At 72.1% G+C, this 17004-nt stretch carries 17 protein-coding genes; 5 read left to right on the forward strand and 12 right to left on the reverse strand.

Annotation, left to right across the window (positions count from 1 at the left end):
• Nucleotides 1-3 precede the first annotated feature (3 nt).
• A complete protein-coding gene (locus tag HNR02_RS04370) occupies nucleotides 4-1662 on the forward strand; it encodes a class I adenylate-forming enzyme family protein (protein ID WP_179771927.1) in 1659 nt (552 codons plus the stop codon).
• On the opposite strand, the gene HNR02_RS04375 is transcribed toward HNR02_RS04370, so the two are convergent.
• The gene (locus tag HNR02_RS04375) at nucleotides 1659-2489 is read right to left on the reverse strand and encodes an LLM class flavin-dependent oxidoreductase (RefSeq protein ID WP_218902652.1); all 831 of its coding nucleotides are present in this window, start codon (nucleotides 2487-2489) and stop codon (nucleotides 1659-1661) included. The genes HNR02_RS04370 and HNR02_RS04375 overlap by 4 nt on opposite strands.
• A 112-nt stretch (nucleotides 2490-2601) precedes the next feature.
• On the opposite strand from HNR02_RS04375, the gene HNR02_RS04380 reads away from it, so the two are divergent.
• Nucleotides 2602-3264, forward strand: a complete 663-nt coding sequence (locus HNR02_RS04380) for a cutinase family protein (RefSeq protein WP_179771928.1) — start codon at nucleotides 2602-2604, stop codon at nucleotides 3262-3264.
• On the opposite strand, the gene purE is transcribed toward HNR02_RS04380, so the two are convergent.
• From purE to HNR02_RS04405, 5 genes are read right to left on the reverse strand one after another with little or no spacing between them, the layout of a single operon-like run.
• Nucleotides 3261-3797: a 5-(carboxyamino)imidazole ribonucleotide mutase gene (gene purE, locus HNR02_RS04385; RefSeq protein ID WP_179771929.1), complete on the reverse strand. Its 537-nt coding sequence runs from the start codon at nucleotides 3795-3797 to the stop codon at nucleotides 3261-3263. The genes HNR02_RS04380 and purE overlap by 4 nt on opposite strands.
• Nucleotides 3752-4951 carry a 5-(carboxyamino)imidazole ribonucleotide synthase gene (locus HNR02_RS04390; protein WP_179771930.1) on the reverse strand — a complete coding sequence of 400 codons (1200 nt, stop codon included), beginning with the start codon at nucleotides 4949-4951 and terminating at the stop codon, nucleotides 3752-3754. The genes purE and HNR02_RS04390 overlap by 46 nt, the downstream gene beginning before the upstream one ends.
• Nucleotides 4952-4956: 5 nt before the next feature.
• The gene (locus tag HNR02_RS04395) at nucleotides 4957-6102 is read right to left on the reverse strand and encodes a glycosyltransferase 87 family protein (protein WP_179771931.1); all 1146 of its coding nucleotides are present in this window, start codon (nucleotides 6100-6102) and stop codon (nucleotides 4957-4959) included.
• Nucleotides 6077-7408: a glycosyltransferase 87 family protein gene (locus HNR02_RS04400; RefSeq protein ID WP_179771932.1), complete on the reverse strand. Its 1332-nt coding sequence runs from the start codon at nucleotides 7406-7408 to the stop codon at nucleotides 6077-6079. The genes HNR02_RS04395 and HNR02_RS04400 overlap by 26 nt, the downstream gene beginning before the upstream one ends.
• 55 nt (nucleotides 7409-7463) lie before the next feature.
• Nucleotides 7464-8273: a GGDEF domain-containing protein gene (locus HNR02_RS04405; RefSeq protein ID WP_218902654.1), complete on the reverse strand. Its 810-nt coding sequence runs from the start codon at nucleotides 8271-8273 to the stop codon at nucleotides 7464-7466.
• Between the two features lie 170 nt (nucleotides 8274-8443).
• Between HNR02_RS04405 and HNR02_RS04410 the strand changes: the two genes are divergently transcribed.
• Together HNR02_RS04410 and HNR02_RS04415 are read left to right on the forward strand one after the other, a co-directional pair.
• Nucleotides 8444-10609 (forward strand): sigma-70 family RNA polymerase sigma factor, encoded by a 2166-nt coding sequence (locus HNR02_RS04410; RefSeq protein ID WP_179771934.1) that lies wholly within the window; start codon nucleotides 8444-8446, stop codon nucleotides 10607-10609.
• 78 nt (nucleotides 10610-10687) lie between these two features.
• Nucleotides 10688-11215, forward strand: a complete 528-nt coding sequence (locus tag HNR02_RS04415) for a GtrA family protein (protein WP_179771935.1) — start codon at nucleotides 10688-10690, stop codon at nucleotides 11213-11215.
• On the opposite strand, the gene HNR02_RS04420 is transcribed toward HNR02_RS04415, so the two are convergent.
• Nucleotides 11212-12501: a sensor histidine kinase gene (locus HNR02_RS04420; protein ID WP_179771936.1), complete on the reverse strand. Its 1290-nt coding sequence runs from the start codon at nucleotides 12499-12501 to the stop codon at nucleotides 11212-11214. The two genes, HNR02_RS04415 and HNR02_RS04420, sit on opposite strands and share 4 nt — an antisense overlap.
• Nucleotides 12501-13193, reverse strand: a complete 693-nt coding sequence (locus HNR02_RS04425; RefSeq protein ID WP_179775697.1) for a response regulator transcription factor — start codon at nucleotides 13191-13193, stop codon at nucleotides 12501-12503. Before HNR02_RS04425 ends, HNR02_RS04420 begins: the two co-directional genes overlap by 1 nt.
• 47 nt (nucleotides 13194-13240) lie before the next feature.
• Here HNR02_RS04425 and hisN point away from each other — a divergent pair, with 47 nt between their 5' ends.
• The gene (hisN, locus tag HNR02_RS04430) at nucleotides 13241-14023 is read left to right on the forward strand and encodes a histidinol-phosphatase (RefSeq protein ID WP_179771937.1); all 783 of its coding nucleotides are present in this window, start codon (nucleotides 13241-13243) and stop codon (nucleotides 14021-14023) included.
• A 140-nt stretch (nucleotides 14024-14163) separates the two neighbouring features.
• Here the strand turns inward: hisN and HNR02_RS04435 are convergent, their stop codons facing one another.
• The 4 genes from HNR02_RS04435 to HNR02_RS04450 are packed head-to-tail and all read right to left on the reverse strand — an operon-like array spanning nucleotide 14164 to nucleotide 17002.
• Nucleotides 14164-14442, reverse strand: a complete 279-nt coding sequence (locus HNR02_RS04435) for a hypothetical protein (RefSeq protein ID WP_179771938.1) — start codon at nucleotides 14440-14442, stop codon at nucleotides 14164-14166.
• The gene (locus HNR02_RS04440) at nucleotides 14439-16256 is read right to left on the reverse strand and encodes a glycohydrolase toxin TNT-related protein (RefSeq protein WP_179771939.1); all 1818 of its coding nucleotides are present in this window, start codon (nucleotides 16254-16256) and stop codon (nucleotides 14439-14441) included. The genes HNR02_RS04435 and HNR02_RS04440 overlap by 4 nt, the downstream gene beginning before the upstream one ends.
• 3 nt (nucleotides 16257-16259) lie before the next feature.
• Entirely contained in the window at nucleotides 16260-16580 is a 321-nt protein-coding gene (locus HNR02_RS04445) for a hypothetical protein (protein WP_179771940.1), read from the reverse strand.
• Complete coding sequence (locus HNR02_RS04450; protein ID WP_179771941.1) at nucleotides 16577-17002, reverse strand: YbaB/EbfC family nucleoid-associated protein; 426 nt, start codon at nucleotides 17000-17002, stop codon at nucleotides 16577-16579. The genes HNR02_RS04445 and HNR02_RS04450 overlap by 4 nt, the downstream gene beginning before the upstream one ends.
• Nucleotides 17003-17004: the final 2 nt, after the last annotated feature.

A 17004-nucleotide genomic window follows, 5' to 3' on the forward strand; every position in this document is an offset into this window, starting at 1 on the left:
GTGATGCCGATCACTGCTGGGTCATGGCCGCCCCACTTCCCGAGATCGCTGGACTACCCCCTCGTCCCCGCCGGTTCGATACTGGCCGGTGCCGCCAAGAGGTACGGGGACCGAATCGCGTTCGCCCATCACGACCGCTCCCTGACCTACGCGCAGACCTACCGCGCCGCGTGCCGGTTCGCCAACGCGCTGCGGGCACAAGGGATCGGGCCCGGCGCGACGGTCGCCATCCACCTGCCGAACTGCCTCGCCTACCCCGTCGCCTATTACGGGATTCTGCTCGCCGGCGCCACCTTCACCCCGGCGAACCCGCTGCTGCCGCCCGCCGACCTCGCGCACCAGCTTGCCGATTCGGGCGCGGTGGCCGCGGTCACGCTCGGCAAGGTCGCGCCGGTGCTGAGCGCGATCCGCGGGCAGACCGCGGTCGAGCTGGTGGTGGTGGTCGCGCCGGACGACCTGACCGACGGCCAGGCCGAGTTCCAGACCTTCCACGCCGATCAGCCGGACAACCGCCCCGAACTGGACATCGACCCGCGCACCCACCTCGCCCACCTGTCCTACACCGGCGGCACCACCGGCCGGTCGAAGGGCGTCCGGCTGCCGCACCGCAACGTCGTGGTCAACACGCTGCAGTACGCCTGCTGGGGCACGGGATCGCTGCCCGCGCTGGACGAGGACGGCGACCTCACGCTCGACCAGGTGGGCAGCGAGGAGGAGTGGACGGTGCGGCTGGGCACCGGACGCGGGATCAACCTGACGCCCTGGTTCCACGCGATGGGCACCATCGGCGGGCTCAACGCACCCGTGATGGCCGGCGGCTCGACGACGCTGCACGACCGCTTCGACCCGATCGCCTATCTCGCCGACGCCGAACGTCTGCGGGTCACGTCCATCGGCGGTGCACCCGCCCTGTTCGCGGCGCTACTGGCCAGTCCCGACCTCGCGACCCGTGACCTGTCGTCGGTGCGCGGGCTCAGCTCCGGTGCCGCTCCCCTGCCGCACGAAATGCTCAAGGCGCTGGCCGCGCGCTTCCCGGACGCGGTGATCTCCGAGGGCTACGGGCTCACCGAGGTCACGATGGGCGCGACGAGCAACCCCTCGTTCCGGTCCGGCCTGCGCAAACAGGGTTCGGTGGGCGTGCCGGTGTTCGACACCGAGATCAAGATCGTGCCGCTGGAGGGCGGCGACGAGCCGGTGCCCGACGGCGAGCAGGGCGAGGTGTGCATTCGCGGGCCGCAGGTCATGGAGGGCTACCACCACCGGCCCGACGAGACGGCCGCGGTGCTGGTGGACGGGTGGCTGCACACCGGCGACATCGGCGTCCTCGACAAGGACGGTTACCTGTCCATTGTGGATCGCAAGAAGGACATGCTGCTCTACAAGGGGTACAACGTGTACCCGCGGGAGCTGGAGGAGCTGCTGATCGCGCATCCGGGGGTCGCTGCGGCGGCCGTGGTGGGGCGCAAACAGGTCGAGGTCGGCGAGCTTCCGGTGGCGTTCGTGGTGCGCGCCGGTGAGAGCGTGACCGAGGAGGAAATTCTCTCCGCGGTCAACGACAACGTGCTGCCCTACAAGCGGATCCGTGAGCTGCGGTTCGTCGAGGAGATCCCGGTCTCGGCAGCGGGCAAGATCCTCAAACGGGAGCTGCGGCAGCGGCTCTAGATCCGGGGCAGGACCCGGGCGCGGTAGAACTCGACGGCCGCGCCCGGGTCCTCCTGCGGGAAGTGCAGGAACGGCGTCACGCCCGCGTCCAGCAGCTTGCGTACGGCCGCGACGTGCACCTCGGGATCCGGGCCGACCGCCCACCGCGACGCGACCTTCGCCAGTGGCGTGGCCTGCGCGGCCTCCTGGATCGCGACCGGGTTCGGCAGATCGGCCGGCTGCACGGTGAACCGCCACCGCCGCGCGGCCAGGTCGGTCTCCCGCTGGTCGCCCGCCACCGCGAACAGCTCGGCCCACTTCGGCATCGTGTCCGGGTTCTTCCCCGCCGTCCGCAGCGCCGGGTCCAGAGCGGCTCCGGCACCGGCGGTGGCTGCGCCGGGAGGTCGTACAGCTTGAGCTGGTCCGTGGAGAAGAACCGGCTCGTTGACCGACTCGCCGGTGCCGAGCCCGAGGAACGTCCGTCCGGGCGCCAGCAGCTCCAGGGAGGCAAACGCTTGCGCCACCTCGCTCGGGTGGTGCCGGTAGCTGGGACACGTGACGCCGGAACCGAAGCCGACCCGCCGGGTGCGCTCGCCGACCAGCGCGAGCGTCAGCCACGGGAACATCGAATGCCCCTGGTTGTCCTGCCACGGCTGCTGGTGGTCGCTCGCCCACACGTGGGGGAACCCGGCGTCCTCGGCCTGGCGGGCGAACTCCAGCAGCCGGGCCGTCGGGAACTGCTCGTGGGACAGCACCAGCCCGACGGGCGCCCGCGCCGACGGCGGCTCGAACCGGACGAACCCGGCCGAGGCAGCGAACATCCCCAGGCCCCGGCGAGAGATTTCCATGATCGGCGAATACCCGGCGCGGCCCCGGCTGTGGCGGAGTTCACCTGTTCGAGGTCCCCACACTGGCGATTTCACCGATGCCGAGGCAACCGGGTCTCACGACACTTGGTGAATGACCCACAATCTCCGCAACGCGATCCTCCTGGCCTGCGCCGCGCTCGGGGTGGCGGGTACCGCCGCCGTCGGCACCGCGAGCGCGGACACGAAGGCCGCCTGCTCCGACCTCGAAATCGTCTTCGCCCGGGGCAGCGGAGAGGCGCCCGGCCTCGGCATCACGGGCACCCCGCTGGTGTCGGACGTGAAGTCCGCGCTGTCGTCGGACTCGGTGTCGTCCTACGCCGTCAACTACGCCGCGAGCTACGACCAGACCAGCGCGGGCCCCGGCGCCACCGACATGAGCAATCACGTCAAGTCCACCGCGGCCGCCTGCCCGGACACGAAGTTCGCGTTCGGCGGCTACTCGCAGGGCGCGAGCGTCACCGACATCGCGATCGGCATCCGGACCGCTCTCGGCACCGGCGGCACGATCCCGGAGGAGCTGGCGCCGCGCGTGGTCGCCGTGATCGCGTTCGGCAACCCGCTCGGCCTGTACGGGCAGACGATCGGCACCGCCAGCCCGACGTACGGCCCGAAGTCACTGGAGTTCTGCAACCGCGGCGACAACGTGTGTGGCGGTACGGGCACCGGCCCCGGCTACGGCCACCTGAGCTACGCCCGCGACGGCAGCGTCGACGCCGCCGCGGAGTTCATCGCCAAGCAGTACACCGCGAGCTAGGACTGCACCCGGGCGCGGAGCTTCGCGTCCTTGTCGAGCACGAGCTGTTCCAGATCGGCCTGGAAGGCGGCCATCTTCTCCCGCAGCGCCGGGTCCTGCGCGGCCAGGATCCGCACGGCCAGCAGTCCGGCGTTGCGGGCGCCGCCGACCGACACCGTCGCCACCGGGACACCGGCGGGCATCTGCACGATCGACAGCAGCGAGTCCATGCCGTCCAGGTATTTGAGCGGCACCGGCACGCCGATCACCGGCAGCACCGTCGCCGAGGCGACCATGCCGGGCAGGTGCGCCGCTCCCCCGGCCCCGGCGATGATCACCTTGATCCCGCGCTCCGCCGCGGTACGGGCGTAGTCGAGCATCCGCTGCGGCGTCCGGTGCGCCGAGTACACGCCGACCTCGTAGGACACGCCGAACTCGTCCAGCGCCGTCCCGGCCGCCTCCAGCACGGGCCAGTCCGAATCGCTGCCCATGATCACGCCGACGTCGGTCACGCGCGCGCTCCTTTGCCGTGGATGTCGTAGCCGTCGGGCCATTCGGCGTGCGACAGCCAGTGCGCGGCCAGCTTGGCGCGGGTCCGCAGGTTCTCCAGGTCGCCGCCGACGAAGTTGACGTGCCCGAGTTTGCGACCGGGCCGTTCGCCCTTGCCGTAGAGGTGCACGCGGGCGTCCGGGAAGCGCGCGAACAGGTGGTGCAGCCGCTCGTCGGGCGTCATCTCGGGGGTTTCCGGCGCGCCGAGGACGTTCGCCATCACCGTCGGCGCGATCAGGTCGGTGACCCCGAGCGGGTAGTCCAGCACGGCACGCACGTGCTGCTCGAACTGCGAAGTCGCCGAACCGTCCATGGTCCAGTGGCCGGAGTTGTGCGGGCGCATCGCCAGCTCGTTGACCAGCAGGCCGCCGTCGGTCTCGAACAGCTCCACGGCCAGCAGGCCCACCACGTTCAGCTCGTTCGCGATCCGCAGGGCCAGCTCCTGCGCCTCGTGCACCTGACGCGATGTGAGGCCCGGCGCGGGCGCCAGCACCTCGGTGTTGATGCCGTTCTCCTGGACGGTCTCCACGAGCGGCCACGCCGCGCCCTGCCCGAACGGCGAGCGCGCGACCAGCGCGGACAGCTCGCACTTCATCTCGACGCGCTGCTCGGCCAGCAGCTCGGTGCCCGCGGCCAGCAGCTCGGGGATCAGCATGCGCGCCTGCGCGTCGTCGTCGACCATCCACACGCCACGGCCGTCGTAGCCGCCGGTGGCCGCCTTCACCACGACCGGCCAGGAGTGCTCCGCGCCGAACTTGAGGACGTCCTCCACATCGGACACCTCGGCGTAGGGCGGGCACGGGAAGCCGAGCGCGGACAGGTGGTCGCGCATGACCAGCTTGTTCTGCGCGAACGCCAGCGCGTCGGGACCGGGCCGCACCGTGAAACCCTCGTTGACGAGCGCGAACAGGTGCTCCCACGGCACGTGCTCGTGGTCGAAGGTGACCACGTCGACGGTCTTCGCGAAGTCGCGCAGCGCGCCCAGGTCGGTGTGGTGACCGATCTGGACACTCCCGGCGACCATCGCGGCCGAGTCGTTCTCGTCGACGGCGAGGATCCGCATCGACTGTCCCAGGGAGATCGCGGCCTGATGTGTCATCCTGGCGAGCTGGCCGCCGCCCACCATCCCGACGACCGGGAGCCCTGTGCGCTTGTCCATAAGGACTACGAGTTTATGCGGAGACGCAGCTCACGGGCCGTCAGGCCGAGTATTCCGAGCGCCGCGGCCAGCACATAGGCGTTGCCGGGCACGAACAGCTCCGGACCCCAGCCGAACTCCGTGTCGCCACCGTTGGGCACCAGCATCACCACGCAGCTCGCGAAGAACACCGCGACTAAGGTGGCCCAGGCCCGGCGGCCCTTCGACGCGAGCAGCACCACCAGCGGCACCGCCCACACCCAGTGGTGCGACCACGACACGGGCGAGACCAGCAGCCCGAAGAACGCCGTGACCAGCAGCGCCGCGAGCGTGTCGCCGCGCTGGTGCCACCGCCGGACCAGCCACACCGACGGCACCGCGAGCACCGCCCCGATCGCCAGCGCCACCGGGGTCGACCAGGCCGCCTCGTGGGAGGCGCGGTTGACCAGACCACCGAGCGACTGGTTGAAGATCCACGACACGCCGCCGACCCGGTCCGGGTCGAACGCCGCCTCCGCCCAGTACCGCGAAGCGTCACCGGGCATCAGCGCGAACATCACGATCTGCAGCCCCGCGAACGTGCCCAGCGCCCGCAGCCCGTCCCGCCACCGCCCGGTGACGAACAGGTGCGCCACGAACACCAGCGGCGTCAGCTTGACCGCGGCCGCGACCCCGGTCAGCACCCCCGACCACCGCGATCCGGCCAGCACCAGCACGTCCAGCACGACCAGCGCGAGCAGCACCAGGTTGATCTGCCCGAGGAAGATCGTCTTCCACACCGGTTCCAGCGCCAGCGCCGCCACCGTCAACCCGGCCACCGCCCAGCCGCGGAAACGTCCGCTGACCCGGATCACCACGGCCAGTGCCAGCACCGCGACCGCGGCCAGGATCCCCCAGGTCAGACCGCTGGGCAGGGCGGTCAGCGGCACGAACAGCAGCGCCGCGGCCGGCGGGTAGGTGAACGGCAGCGACACCCACGAGGGCAGCGTGGTCAGGCGCTCCGGCGTGTAGACGTCGTCGCCGTGCAGGAACGTCAGCGCACCGGCGCGGTAGACGGCGCTGTCCGCGCCCAGGTGCCAGCCCGCGAGCCAGCAGACCACCCCCACCGCGAACGCGCCCAGGACGAGGGCGCCGACGAGTGCGGGCTCAGCCCGCGACCGTAACGTCGTCACGCGCCCGCTCCCGCCGGCGCTGCAACGCCCAGCGCGCCACCAGCACCACCGTCAGGACCAGCGGCGTCAGGATGTAGGCGTTGCCCAGCACGCTCTGCCAGAACTTCCAGTGCAGCTCGATGTTGCGCCCGTTCGGCAGCGCCAGCAGCACGCAGCTGATGAACACCGCGACCACCGCGCCGGTGGCGACCCACCGCTTCCAGGCGGTGGCGAGAGTGGTCTGCGGCAGCCGCGACACGAGCAGCACGATCAGCGGCACCGCCCACACCCAGTGGTGCGACCACGAGATCGGCGAGGCCAGCAGCCCGAAGAACGCCGTGACCAGCAGCGCGGCCAGCGCCTGCCCGCGGCGGTGGAAGCGCAGCATCAGCCACACGGCCGGGATCGCCAGCAGCACGGCCACGCCCATCGCCGCCTTCGACGCCCACGGCGCCAGATCGGTGAGCCGGTTCATCAGGCCGTTCAGCGACTGGTTGCCCGCCCAGTGCACCGGCCCGATGCGGCCGGTGTCGGAGATCGTCTTGGTCCAGTAGCGGATGGTGTCGCCGGGGATGAGCAGCAGCATCAGCAGCTGCATACCGAGGAACACACCCAGCGCGCGCATCGCCTCGCGGCGCTTGCCGGTGAAGAACAGGTGCGCCACGAACACCAGCGGGGTCAGCTTGACCGCCGACGCGACGCCGACCAGCACGCCGCCCCAGCGCGTGTTCCGCGTGCTGATCACCAGCACGTCGAGCACCACGACCGCCATCAGGATCAGGTTGATCTGACCGAGGAAGATCGTCCGCCACACCGGCTCCAGACCCAGCATGACCAGGGAGAACAGCAGCGTCGCGCGGGCGGGCGAGGACCACCAGCGGCGGACGGCGGGCGGGGTCGGCAGCGAGCCGATCGCCACGCGGACCACCAGTGCCATCGCGAGCACCGAGATCGCGGTCAGCACACCCCAGGCGACCTGGACCGGCAGGATCCCCAGCGGCACGAACAGCAGCGCGGCCGTCGGCGGGTAGGTGAACGGCAGCAGCGCCCACCACGGTTCCGGCGGCAGCGTGTTCGCGTCGTAGAGCGGATCGCCGTGCAGCAGGGTGATCGCCCCGGCCCGGTACACCGCGCTGTCCACGCCGAGCCGCCAGTCCAGCACCCAGCCGACGACGCCGAACACGATGGCGAGCAGCGGCACGAGCGACAGCAGCAGGATCGAGCGCGGCCGGACCGACAGCCGGACGAGCGAGGTCCGCAGGGCCAGGCGCGGGTGCGCCGGCTCGCCGAGCGGTTCGCCGCCGGTGGCGGGCACTGACTGGGTCACCCTTTCAGGAAATCACGAATCGGTGTCGAAGGGGTAAGGAGGGTACGGCGCGCGGTCAGGTGTGCGCCAGGCCCTGCAGGAGATTGCACGCGGACTCGTGCGTCGCGGGCAGCCGGACCAGCTTGATCTTCGGCGGTCCGACGTGTTCCAGCTGGTCGTCGACCGACAGGCGCTCGTGCAGTTCGCGCCGCAGCAACACGGCCTTGTTCGCGATCCGGCCGTCGCGCGGCACCGCGGCGGCGACCGTCGACGGCCCGAGCGAGGCGACGCTCTCGCCGCCGTCGAACACGACACGCAGTGCCTCGGCGATCAGGATCATCGCGGTGAGACGCGGCCAGCCACCGATCCCGGACAGATCGACCGAGACGACCAGCAGGGTGTGGTCCTCGGAGGCTTCGTGCCCTGGCCGGCCGTACAGCTCCCGCAGACGGGTCCGGAGGTAGGCCGCGGTCGGCAGGCCGGTGAGCGGATCGATCACCTCGACGCTGGCGAGCTTGTCCATCGCGACGTCCGCCCACGCCAGGGCGGCCACTCGGAGTAACCGCGAGGGCAACGCATCGACGTCCGCACTCACCAGACCGTCGGAAGTTCCGGGCGTGGTGATCACCGCGTGCAATGCCGCGAGGTCAGCCAGGGTCTCCGGAAGACCGGCACCGGCGGCGGCCCTGGCACGGGCCAGTGCCGCGATCGGGATTTCCGGCGGTGCGTCGCGCAGCAGCGTCGCGCAGACGGTGTCGACCTCGGGCAGGGCCCAGTCGCTGGGGAAACGCCATCCGGCGGCCAGGCTCGCGGCCCGCCACCGCGACCGCAGCGCGCGCAGCGACCCGCCGGGTTCCGGTTCGAGCCGCACACCCCTGGCAGGCATGTCCACTGACAACCGTCCTCTCGTCCGGCGACGCTCTTCTGGAGTAGTGACGAACAGGGCGGCTCACCGTGACGGAAATACACCATGCGGGTCAACACGGCGAGGTCCCGCGTGACGGAACGGGACGGGTCAGTCACACTGTTCCCGCGAAGACTGGGGATAGGAGAGCGGTGTCGACCCTTCCGGCCGATTTCGAGGGCATGAGCGACGCGGAGCTGATCAGCGACGTGCGTTCCGGGACTCTGGCCGCGTACGGCACGCTCTATGAACGGCACGTCGGCGCGGCCTACAACCTGGCGCGCCAGCTCGCGCGGTCCACCGCCGAGGCCGACGACCTGGTCTCCGACGCGTTCGCCAAGGTCCTGGACACGTTGCGCGCCGGTAAGGGCCCGGACAGCGCCTTCCGTGCGTACCTGCTCACCGCGCTGCGGCACACCGCCTACGACAAGACACGCAAGGACAAGCGCGTCGACCTCAACGAGGACATGACCACGGTCGGCGCCGAGGCGCTGACCGTCCCGTTCTCCGACACCGCGGTCGCCGGGCTGGAGCGGACGATGGCGGCGAAGGCGTTCGCGTCGCTGCCCGAACGGTGGCAGGCGGTGCTCTGGCACACCGAGATCGAGCAGCAGAGCCCGGCCGAGGTCGCGCCGCTGCTCGGCCTGACGCCCAACGGCGTGTCCGCGCTGGCCTACCGTGCCCGCGAGGGTCTGCGGCAGGCCTACCTGCAGGTCCATCTCGCCGAGACGTCCGCGGACAAGTGCCGGGCCTGTGCCGACCGGCTGGGTGCCTGGACCAGGGACGGACTGTCCAAGAGGGAACGCGCCCAGGTCGAAACCCACCTCGACGAGTGCGCGGACTGCCGTGCGCTGGCCGCCGAGCTGGCCGAGGTCAACGGCGCCCTGCGGGCGATCATCGCGCCGATCGTGCTGGGCGGGGCCGCGCTGGGCTACCTCGCGACCGCGGGCAAGGCGACGGCGGCCACCGTGGCGACCGCGGGAGCGGCGGCGGGCTCCGCCGGTGGCGCCGCTTCGCTCGCGGCCGCCGGGCCGCGCCAGTTCGTGGGCGTCGGCGTGTCCGGTGTCGCGGTGGCTGCCGCGGTGGCGGCGGCGCTGGCCGCGGGCGGCGGTGACCAGGAGATCCCGGCGGCCGCCGCCGCGCCGGCGCCGCCACCGGCCGTCGCGCCCGCGCAGCCCCCGGCCGCGCCACCGCCCGCCGCTCCCCCGGCCGCGCCACCGCCGGCTCCGGCCGTCGAACCGGCGCCACCTCCGGTCGCGCCCGCGGCGCCCGCCCCGGAACCGCCCCCGCCGCCGGGCGCGGCGCCCGCGAGCATCACCGCGGAGGGGCCGACCTCGACGGTCGAACTCGAACCGGGCGGTGACCCGGTCGCGCTGCCGATCACGGTGCGCAACAACGGCGGCACGGTGTCCGATCCCGTGTCGGCGACGCTGAACCTGCCGCAGGGCATCCGGGCGGTGCCCGCCGGCGGCGGTGGCGGGGGCGCAGGCGGTGCCCGCGCCTTCGGCACGCAGGCGCAGGCCGGGCCGCTGCTGGTCGACTGCCCGCCGGGCACCGGCACGGTCACCTGCACGACCCCGCGGGGGCTGCAGCCGGGTGAGAGCGCGGTGCTGACCTTCCTGCTGAAGGCCGACGAGGGCGCGACGTCGGGTCAGGTCACCGGATCGGTGAACGCGGGGACGAACGTCCGCGTCTCGGTCAACGTGCCCGTCTCGGTGTCGGAGGCGCCGGACAAGCTGGCGCTGGACGCGAAGGCGGTGTGGAGCGGCCAGCCGCTGTGGGGCCACTCCGTGTGGCTCTCGGTCGACGTGACCAACAACGGCCCCAACACGAAGCCGGTCACCCTCCTCGTCGACGACGACGCCCGCCTGATCCTGGGCGGCTTCCGCGCCGCCTGTTCGAGCGGCGAAACGACCACGTGCACCAGTCTGAGCGCCCTGAAACCGGGCGAGCACCTGCGGTTGTGGTTCGAGGTGGACCGGCCGCACAAGCAGGTACGCACGCTCACGGTCTCGGCCACGCTGGGCACGGCGAACGTCTCCCGCACGGTGACCTTCGACTGCGGTTTCCCGTTCTGCCATGTGCCCACGCCGGGGCTGCTGCCGACGAAGACCACCACTGCGCCGACCACCACGTCGAAGCCGGAGACGACCACCTCGCGCGAGCCGACGACGACCACGCCCACCACGACGCCGACCACCACCATCACGACGCCGACGCCGACGCCGACGCCGAGCAGCACGACGACGACCACGTCGGAGTCCAAGCACCACGACCGCCCGTGGTGGTGGCTGCCGTGGATCCCGTACCCGAATTGATCTCCGGCGGATTGGGATGAAACCGGCTCACCCGCCGCCTGACGATCCGGTCTTCCGCGGACTACGTAGACTGCGCACGTGACCGTTGTGGAAAGCGTGTTGTCGCACACGCCTGAGCCATTACGCGCAGTGTTGATCAAGCATCGCGAGCTGCTCAAATTCGCGTTGGTCGGCGGAACGACATTCGTGGTCGACAACGGTGTCTGGTACCTGCTGAAACTCAGCGTGCTGGAAGACAAGCCGACCACCGCGAAAGCGATCGCGATCATCGTCGCGACGATCGTGAACTACGTTCTCAACCGCGAATGGTCGTTCCGGACCCGCGGTGGCCGGGAAAGGCACCACGAGGCCGCGTTGTTCTTCGTGATCAGCGGGCTGGCCGTGGCCGTGAATCTGGTCCCGTTGTGGGCGTCGCGGTATGTGTTCCACCTGGAATTGCCGCACGTGAGCAGGTTCGTGCAGGAAACCGCGGACTTCGTCAGCGGATCCATCATCGGCATGCTGCTGGCCATGGTGTTCAAGTTCTGGGGTTTCAAGAAGTGGGTTTTCCCGGACGAGCTGGGCCAGCGCCGCCGGGACTCCCACCGCACCGACACCACCGCCTAGCGCGGCACGCGTTCCGCGGGCCAGCGCACCTCCGGCACGTCCCCCGGATACGGCACCCGCAGGAACAGCGAGAACACCGCGGGCCGGCGGCTCGACAGCTCCAGCCGCCCGCCGTCCGCCTCCGCGAGGGCTCGCGCCAGCGCCAGCCCGACGCCGGTCGACCCGCCGCCGGAGAAGCCGCGCTCGAAAATGTGCGGTGCCAGGTCGTCGGGGATCCCGGAGCCGGTGTCGCTCACCTCCACCACCACCGTCGCTTCCGTCTCGCCGCGGCGGGCCGCCAGCGTGACCGTTCCGGCGCCGTGACGCAGCGCGTTGTCCAGCAGCACGCCGACGACCTCCCGCAGCCTCCCCGGCGTCGCGCGCGCCATCAGACCCTCGCCGATCCGCAGGCGCAGATTGCGGCCCTCCGCCCGCAGCAACTGCCGCCACTCCTGGGCCACCTCGGGCAGTTCGGCCGCCAGCTCCAGCGCCTCGGCGTCGACCTCGCTCGCCGCGCGGGCCGCCGCCAGCAGCTCCTCCAGCGCCTCCGACAACCGGTCGGCCTGCTCCTGCGCCGCCCGCGCCTCCTCCGCGATGTCCGGATCGTCCGACACCGTCAGCGATTCCAGCCGCAGCTGCAACGCCGTCAGACGGCTCCGCAGCTGGTGCGACACGTCCCCGACCAGCTGACGTTCCCGCTGCACGAGCTGCGCCAGCGCGGTACCGGAGGTGTCCAGCGCCTCGGCCACCATGTCCAGCTCGCCGATGCTGTACCGGCTCGGGTCCGGCCGGAAGTCACCACCGCCGAGCCGTGCCGCGCGCTCCGCGACATGCCGCAGCGGTTTCGCCAGACGGCGCGCGGTCACGGTCGCCACCACGGTTCCGATCGTCACCGAGAACACGACCAGCAGCAGCACCGCGAGCGTCACCGTCGTCTGCCGGGACCGCAGCGGCCCGGACGGGATCGACAGCTCCAGGTGCCCCTGCCGCGCCAGTTGCACGGTGGCCGTCACCGGGTCCGCGCCGGGGTCGGCGCCCTCGGTCATCCGGTCCTGACCCGGCACCTCGACCAGGAGCTTGCCGCCCTGCGGGATCGCGACCGACACCTGCACGAGGTCGTTCTGGTCGAGCGCGCCGTCGGCGAGTTCGGTGTCCAGCGTCGCGGCGATCTGGGCGGCGCGGCCGGCGAGGTCCTCGTTGTAGATGCTGTCGACGAGCTTCCACGCGGTGACGCCGAGCGGGATGCCCAGCGCCGCCGCGGTGACCGCGACGGCCAGCAGGATGGCGAGCAGGATCCGGCGGCGCACTAGTCTGCGTTGAACCGGAAGCCGACGCCGCGGACGGTCGCGATCCGCCGTTCACCGTCGCCGTGGTGGATCACCGAGCCCTTGCCGTCGCTCGACACGGACAGCTTCCGGCGCAGCCACGACATGTGCATGTCGAGCGTCTTCGACGTCTTGGACTCCAGGTCGTTCCACACCTCGGACAGGATTTCGTCGCGGCTCACGACCTGCCCGGCGTGGCTCATCAGCACACGCAGCAGCTCGAACTCCTTGTTCGCCAGCTGCACCTCGCGGCCGTCGACGAGCACCATCCGCGCGCCCAGGTCCATTCGCACGCCGCCGGCTTCGAGCACCTCGGGGGCGCGGCGGCGCAGCAGCGCGCGGATGCGGGCGAGCAGCTCGGCCAAGCGGAACGGTTTGGCCACGTAGTCGTCGGCCCCGGCGTCGAGACCGACCACGAAGTCGACCTCGTCGGTGCGGGCGGTGAGCATCAGCACCGGCAGTTCGCTGCCGTTCGCGCGGAGCCTGCGGCACACTTCGAGGCCGTCCATGCCGGGCAGACCGAGGTCGAGTACGAGCAGGTCCACCCGCTTGGCTTGCGTGACGTCCAGTACCGCGGGACCGTCCGCGACGACCTCGACGTCGTAGCCCTCCCGTTCGAGCGCGCGCGACAGCGGGTCCGCGATCGCCGGGTCGTCCTCGGCCAGCAACACCATGCTCACCTGGCCAACTCTACGACCGCGCTCCGTGAAACCATCGTGGCGTGGCAGGCTACTCGGACGATCTCATCCTGGCGGGGAAGCTGGCGGACGCGGCGGACGCGATCACCACGGCCCGGTTCCGCGCGCGCGACCTCAAGATCAGCAGCAAGCCGGACCGCACCCCGGTCACCGACGCCGACACCGCCGTCGAGGACGCCGTGCGCGAAATCCTCGCCGCCGAGCGCCCGGACGACAACGTGGCGGGCGAGGAACGTGGCGGCACCGCGTGGGAGTCGGGCCGGGCGTGGGTGCTGGACCCGATCGACGGCACCAAGAACTTCCTCCGGGGCGGCCCGGTGTGGGCGACGCTGATCGCACTGGTGGACGAGGGGCGGCCGGTGGCCGGGATGGTGAGCGCACCACTGCTGGGCCGCCGCTGGTGGGCCTCGGCGGGCGGGGGCGCGTGGATGAGCGACCAGGCCGGCGAGCGCCGGATCTCGGTCTCGGCCGTGTCGTCCCTGTCGGACGCCTACCTGTCCACCACCGACCTGAACTCGTGGATCGAACACCACTCCCGCGAGGCGTACCTGGGGTTGGTCGACGCCTGCTGGGAAACCCGCGCCTTCGGCGATTTCTGGCACCACTGCCTGGTGGCCGAGGGCGCCATCGACCTGGCGGCGGAACCGATCGTCAACCCGTGGGACGTCGCGCCCATGCAGGTTCTGCTGAGCGAGGCCGGCGGCCAGTTCAGCGACCTCACCGGCGCGGTGCGCTTCGACGGCGGTTCAGCACTGTCCTCGAACGGCCACCTGCACGACGAGGCCCTGCGGCACGTGCGGCGATAGCCACCCACCCACGCACCCAGCGGCCCCGCGCCCTGAACCGGCAGCCTGGCACGCAACCGAACCACGACCTCACCCACACCCCGGTCAGGGTCCTTTTCGCACGCAGCGCTCAGCCTTATTGCAGCTCGCTGACGCTCGCCTCACGCGGGCGCGGGCAGCAGTCCGACGGCGCCGCGGGCAACCTGTGACCAGGCCAGCCTGCCGAACAGGTAGTGGCAGGCGACCTGTTCGTTGGTGAAGCGGGCCCAGTCGTAGCGGTTGCCCTGCTCGCGCCAGAACACCTCCCACACCGGGCCGCCCTCCTCGGACTCCTCGACCCGCAGCAGGCACCACGCGTTGTCGGCTTCCGCGCCGACCGAGATCACCTCGCGCGGCACTCCGAGGGCCGCCAGCCACCGCACGATCGACTCGACGTTCACTGCGCAGCGTCCTCCTCGAACGTGATGTCCGCCAAATATCCCAGGGTGACCAGCTCGTCGGCGGAGTAGACACCGCGGTACCGCTCACCACCGCCGGGCTGCCCGAACCACGGCGCCGACACCGCCCGCCACACCGGCAGATCCCGCAGCACGCGGTAGCGCCGGTAACCGGCCTCACGCGCCGGTGGCGGCAGCGACCGGGAAGCGAACGCCGTGCCGTCGGGGGCGAAGACGCGGCCCCGCGGGTCACCGAACCGGTCGATGACCGTGCCCTCGGCCAGCACCTCGGGCTCGCCCTCGGCACTGCCGCCCTCGGGATACCGCTCGCCGGGCGGCCACGCGTACTCCGCCACCTCTCGGCGCTTTCCGGCGAGGAACCGGCGGTCCCAGTCGCGCTCGGGCAAGCCGCCCAGCGGGTCGTAGCCCGCGAGCAGCTCGGCGGGCGGTGGGGCGGACGGCGACGGCAGCCGGCCGTACCCGGCCTGGACCTTCGCCAGCGCGTCCTCGGTCTCGATCAGATCCGAACGCGGGTGGTCGTGCGGCGGGAACCGCAGGCCAGGCGCGAAATCGACCTCGCACGGCGGCACCGGCAGCTGTCGCGCGGGCTTGTCGGCGGCGACCGGCAGATGCCCGATCGGGAACATGTGGACCCGGAACAGCGCGACGATCGTCTCCTGCTCCTGACGCGGCGCACCCATCGGCGGCTGCGTCGGCTCCGGTGCCACGGGCTCGGGCTCGGGCGCGTAGTGCTGGTAGAGCTGCCGGGGCCCCGGCGCGACGGGCGCCGCGCCGCGGGCGATCGGCGGCACGGCGGGAGCGGGCGAGGCGTGCTGCGGGGGCGGGGCATAGGCCGACGGCCCCGGCGGCCCCACGACCGGCGGCGCAGGTGGCGGCGACGGCACCGCCGATTCCGAGAAACCCGCCGCGACGGTGGCGTTCGGCAGGCCCGTGGACGGCGTCGGCACGTCGTCGAAACCGGCCGAGTCCAGCAACCCGCCGTACTGCGGCATCGCGGGCGGTGTCAGCGGATCCGGCAGCTCGAGCGGGCCGGTGTCGCCGTCGGCGAAGGCGGGCTCCGGCACCACGGGAGGCACGACCGGCGGGGTCAGCGCACTACCCGGTGCCGCGGACGCCGGAGTCATCAACGGTGGCAACGGTGCGGACGGTGCGCTGCCGAGCACCGCGGGCGAGGGCGCGACCACCGGCGTCACCAGCTCCGGCGCCAAACCCGTCACCACCCCGAGCAGCGCGCCCTGCCCGTCCGGGGTGCGGGCGCCGGGATTCGGCTCGACGACGGGGGTGACCAGCGAGCCCACCGGACCCGGACCGAGCGTCGAGACCAGGCCGTGCGTGACGACGGCCAGGTTCGCCGCCGCGCCTTTCAGCACCGTGTCGACACCGAGGGCCGCGGTCGGGTGCCCGCTTTCGGCCGCGGCCAGGCTCGCGTCCCGGTTCTTCGCGGCCTCCGCCAGCTGCCGTACGAGCTCGACCTTCGCGGCGCCGACCTGCTCGGCCGCGTTCTCCAGCCGGTCCGCGGCCTCGGCGGCGCCGCGGGCGGCGACGGTCAGATGCCCCTTCTCCGGATCGACGAACCCGGACCAGGCGTGCCCCGCGGCCTCGCCCGCGTCGCGGGACAGGGCGGCCACAGCGCTGCCCGCGTGCTCGTCGGCTTCGGCGGCGAGCGCGGTCAGTTCACGGTGCGCTTCGCGCCAGACGCCGGCCTGCTCACGCAACCGGTCCTCGTCCGCATGCGGCCACGACAGGCCCGCCCGGGCGGCGAGACCGGCGAATTCCCGCGGTAGCTCGATACCCATCCGCTACTCCCGCGCCGCGTCGGTGATCGCCTGCTCAGCGTCCTCTTCGGACCCACGGTAGCGGCCGGAGGCAGCACCGACGGTGCCGCCGAAGCGGGTCAGCCGGGTGGACAGGTTCCGCAGCCCGGCCAGTGTCTCGTCGGCGTGGGCGACGTGCGACGCCGCGAAACTCCGCCCGGCGGCGTCGTCGCCCCACGCCTCCTCGGCGCCGTCGAGGGCACGTTCGAGCCGTTCCGCGACCGCCGCCGCGCGGACGGCGAGGCTGTCGAAGTCGCCGGAGGAGACCGCGAGCCGGTCGGCGTCGGCCTCGAACCCGGCGGTCATCGGGTCATCCAGGTCTGGTCTTCGAGGCTTTCCTCGTCCGGCGCGTGACGGGGCTTCGCCGGCGCGATCTCGGTCGCGTCCAGGTCACCGGTGCCGAGCAGCAGCGCCTGCGGGTCCGTCCCGGCGGGCAGTACGGGCGCCAGCACCTCACCGGCCCGCGCGAGCGCCCGCACGGTGGCCTCGGCCGTGATCCGCACGATCTGCTGGGCCAGCTCGCTCGGCCGGTAGCGCCAGTACGCGCCGTCGGCGACGGTGAGGGAGGTCAACGTGCCACGCGGGCCCACGGTCGCCGTGATCAGGCCGTCGGCGTCGGACGCCGAGGCGGTGACGGCGGCGAGAGCACGCTGCGTCGAGGCGAGGTCCTCGCGGCTGCGGCGGTAGTCGGCGAGCAACTCCTCCACCTGTGCCCGATGCTCGGTCACGG

The organism is Amycolatopsis endophytica, assembly GCF_013410405.1.
Lineage (GTDB): Bacteria > Actinomycetota > Actinomycetes > Mycobacteriales > Pseudonocardiaceae > Amycolatopsis_E > Amycolatopsis_E endophytica.

What these genes read in the sequence shown, in the direction of transcription:
- HNR02_RS04375 (WP_218902652.1), bottom strand. Translation starts at nt 2,489, where the DNA reads ATGGAAATCTCTCGCCGGGGCCTGGGGATGTTCGCTGCCTCGGCCGGG.
- HNR02_RS04370 (WP_179771927.1), top strand. Translation starts at nt 4, where the DNA reads ATGCCGATCACTGCTGGGTCATGGCCGCCCCACTTCCCGAGATCGCTG.
- HNR02_RS04440 (WP_179771939.1), bottom strand. Translation starts at nt 16,256, where the DNA reads ATGGGTATCGAGCTACCGCGGGAATTCGCCGGTCTCGCCGCCCGGGCG.
- HNR02_RS04445 (WP_179771940.1), bottom strand. Translation starts at nt 16,580, where the DNA reads ATGACCGCCGGGTTCGAGGCCGACGCCGACCGGCTCGCGGTCTCCTCC.
- HNR02_RS04425 (WP_179775697.1), bottom strand. Translation starts at nt 13,193, where the DNA reads ATGGTGTTGCTGGCCGAGGACGACCCGGCGATCGCGGACCCGCTGTCG.
- HNR02_RS04390 (WP_179771930.1), bottom strand. Translation starts at nt 4,951, where the DNA reads ATGGACAAGCGCACAGGGCTCCCGGTCGTCGGGATGGTGGGCGGCGGC.
- purE (WP_179771929.1), bottom strand. Translation starts at nt 3,797, where the DNA reads ATGGCCCGACGGCTACGACATCCACGGCAAAGGAGCGCGCGCGTGACC.
- HNR02_RS04380 (WP_179771928.1), top strand. Translation starts at nt 2,602, where the DNA reads ATGACCCACAATCTCCGCAACGCGATCCTCCTGGCCTGCGCCGCGCTC.
- HNR02_RS04405 (WP_218902654.1), bottom strand. Translation starts at nt 8,273, where the DNA reads ATGCCTGCCAGGGGTGTGCGGCTCGAACCGGAACCCGGCGGGTCGCTG.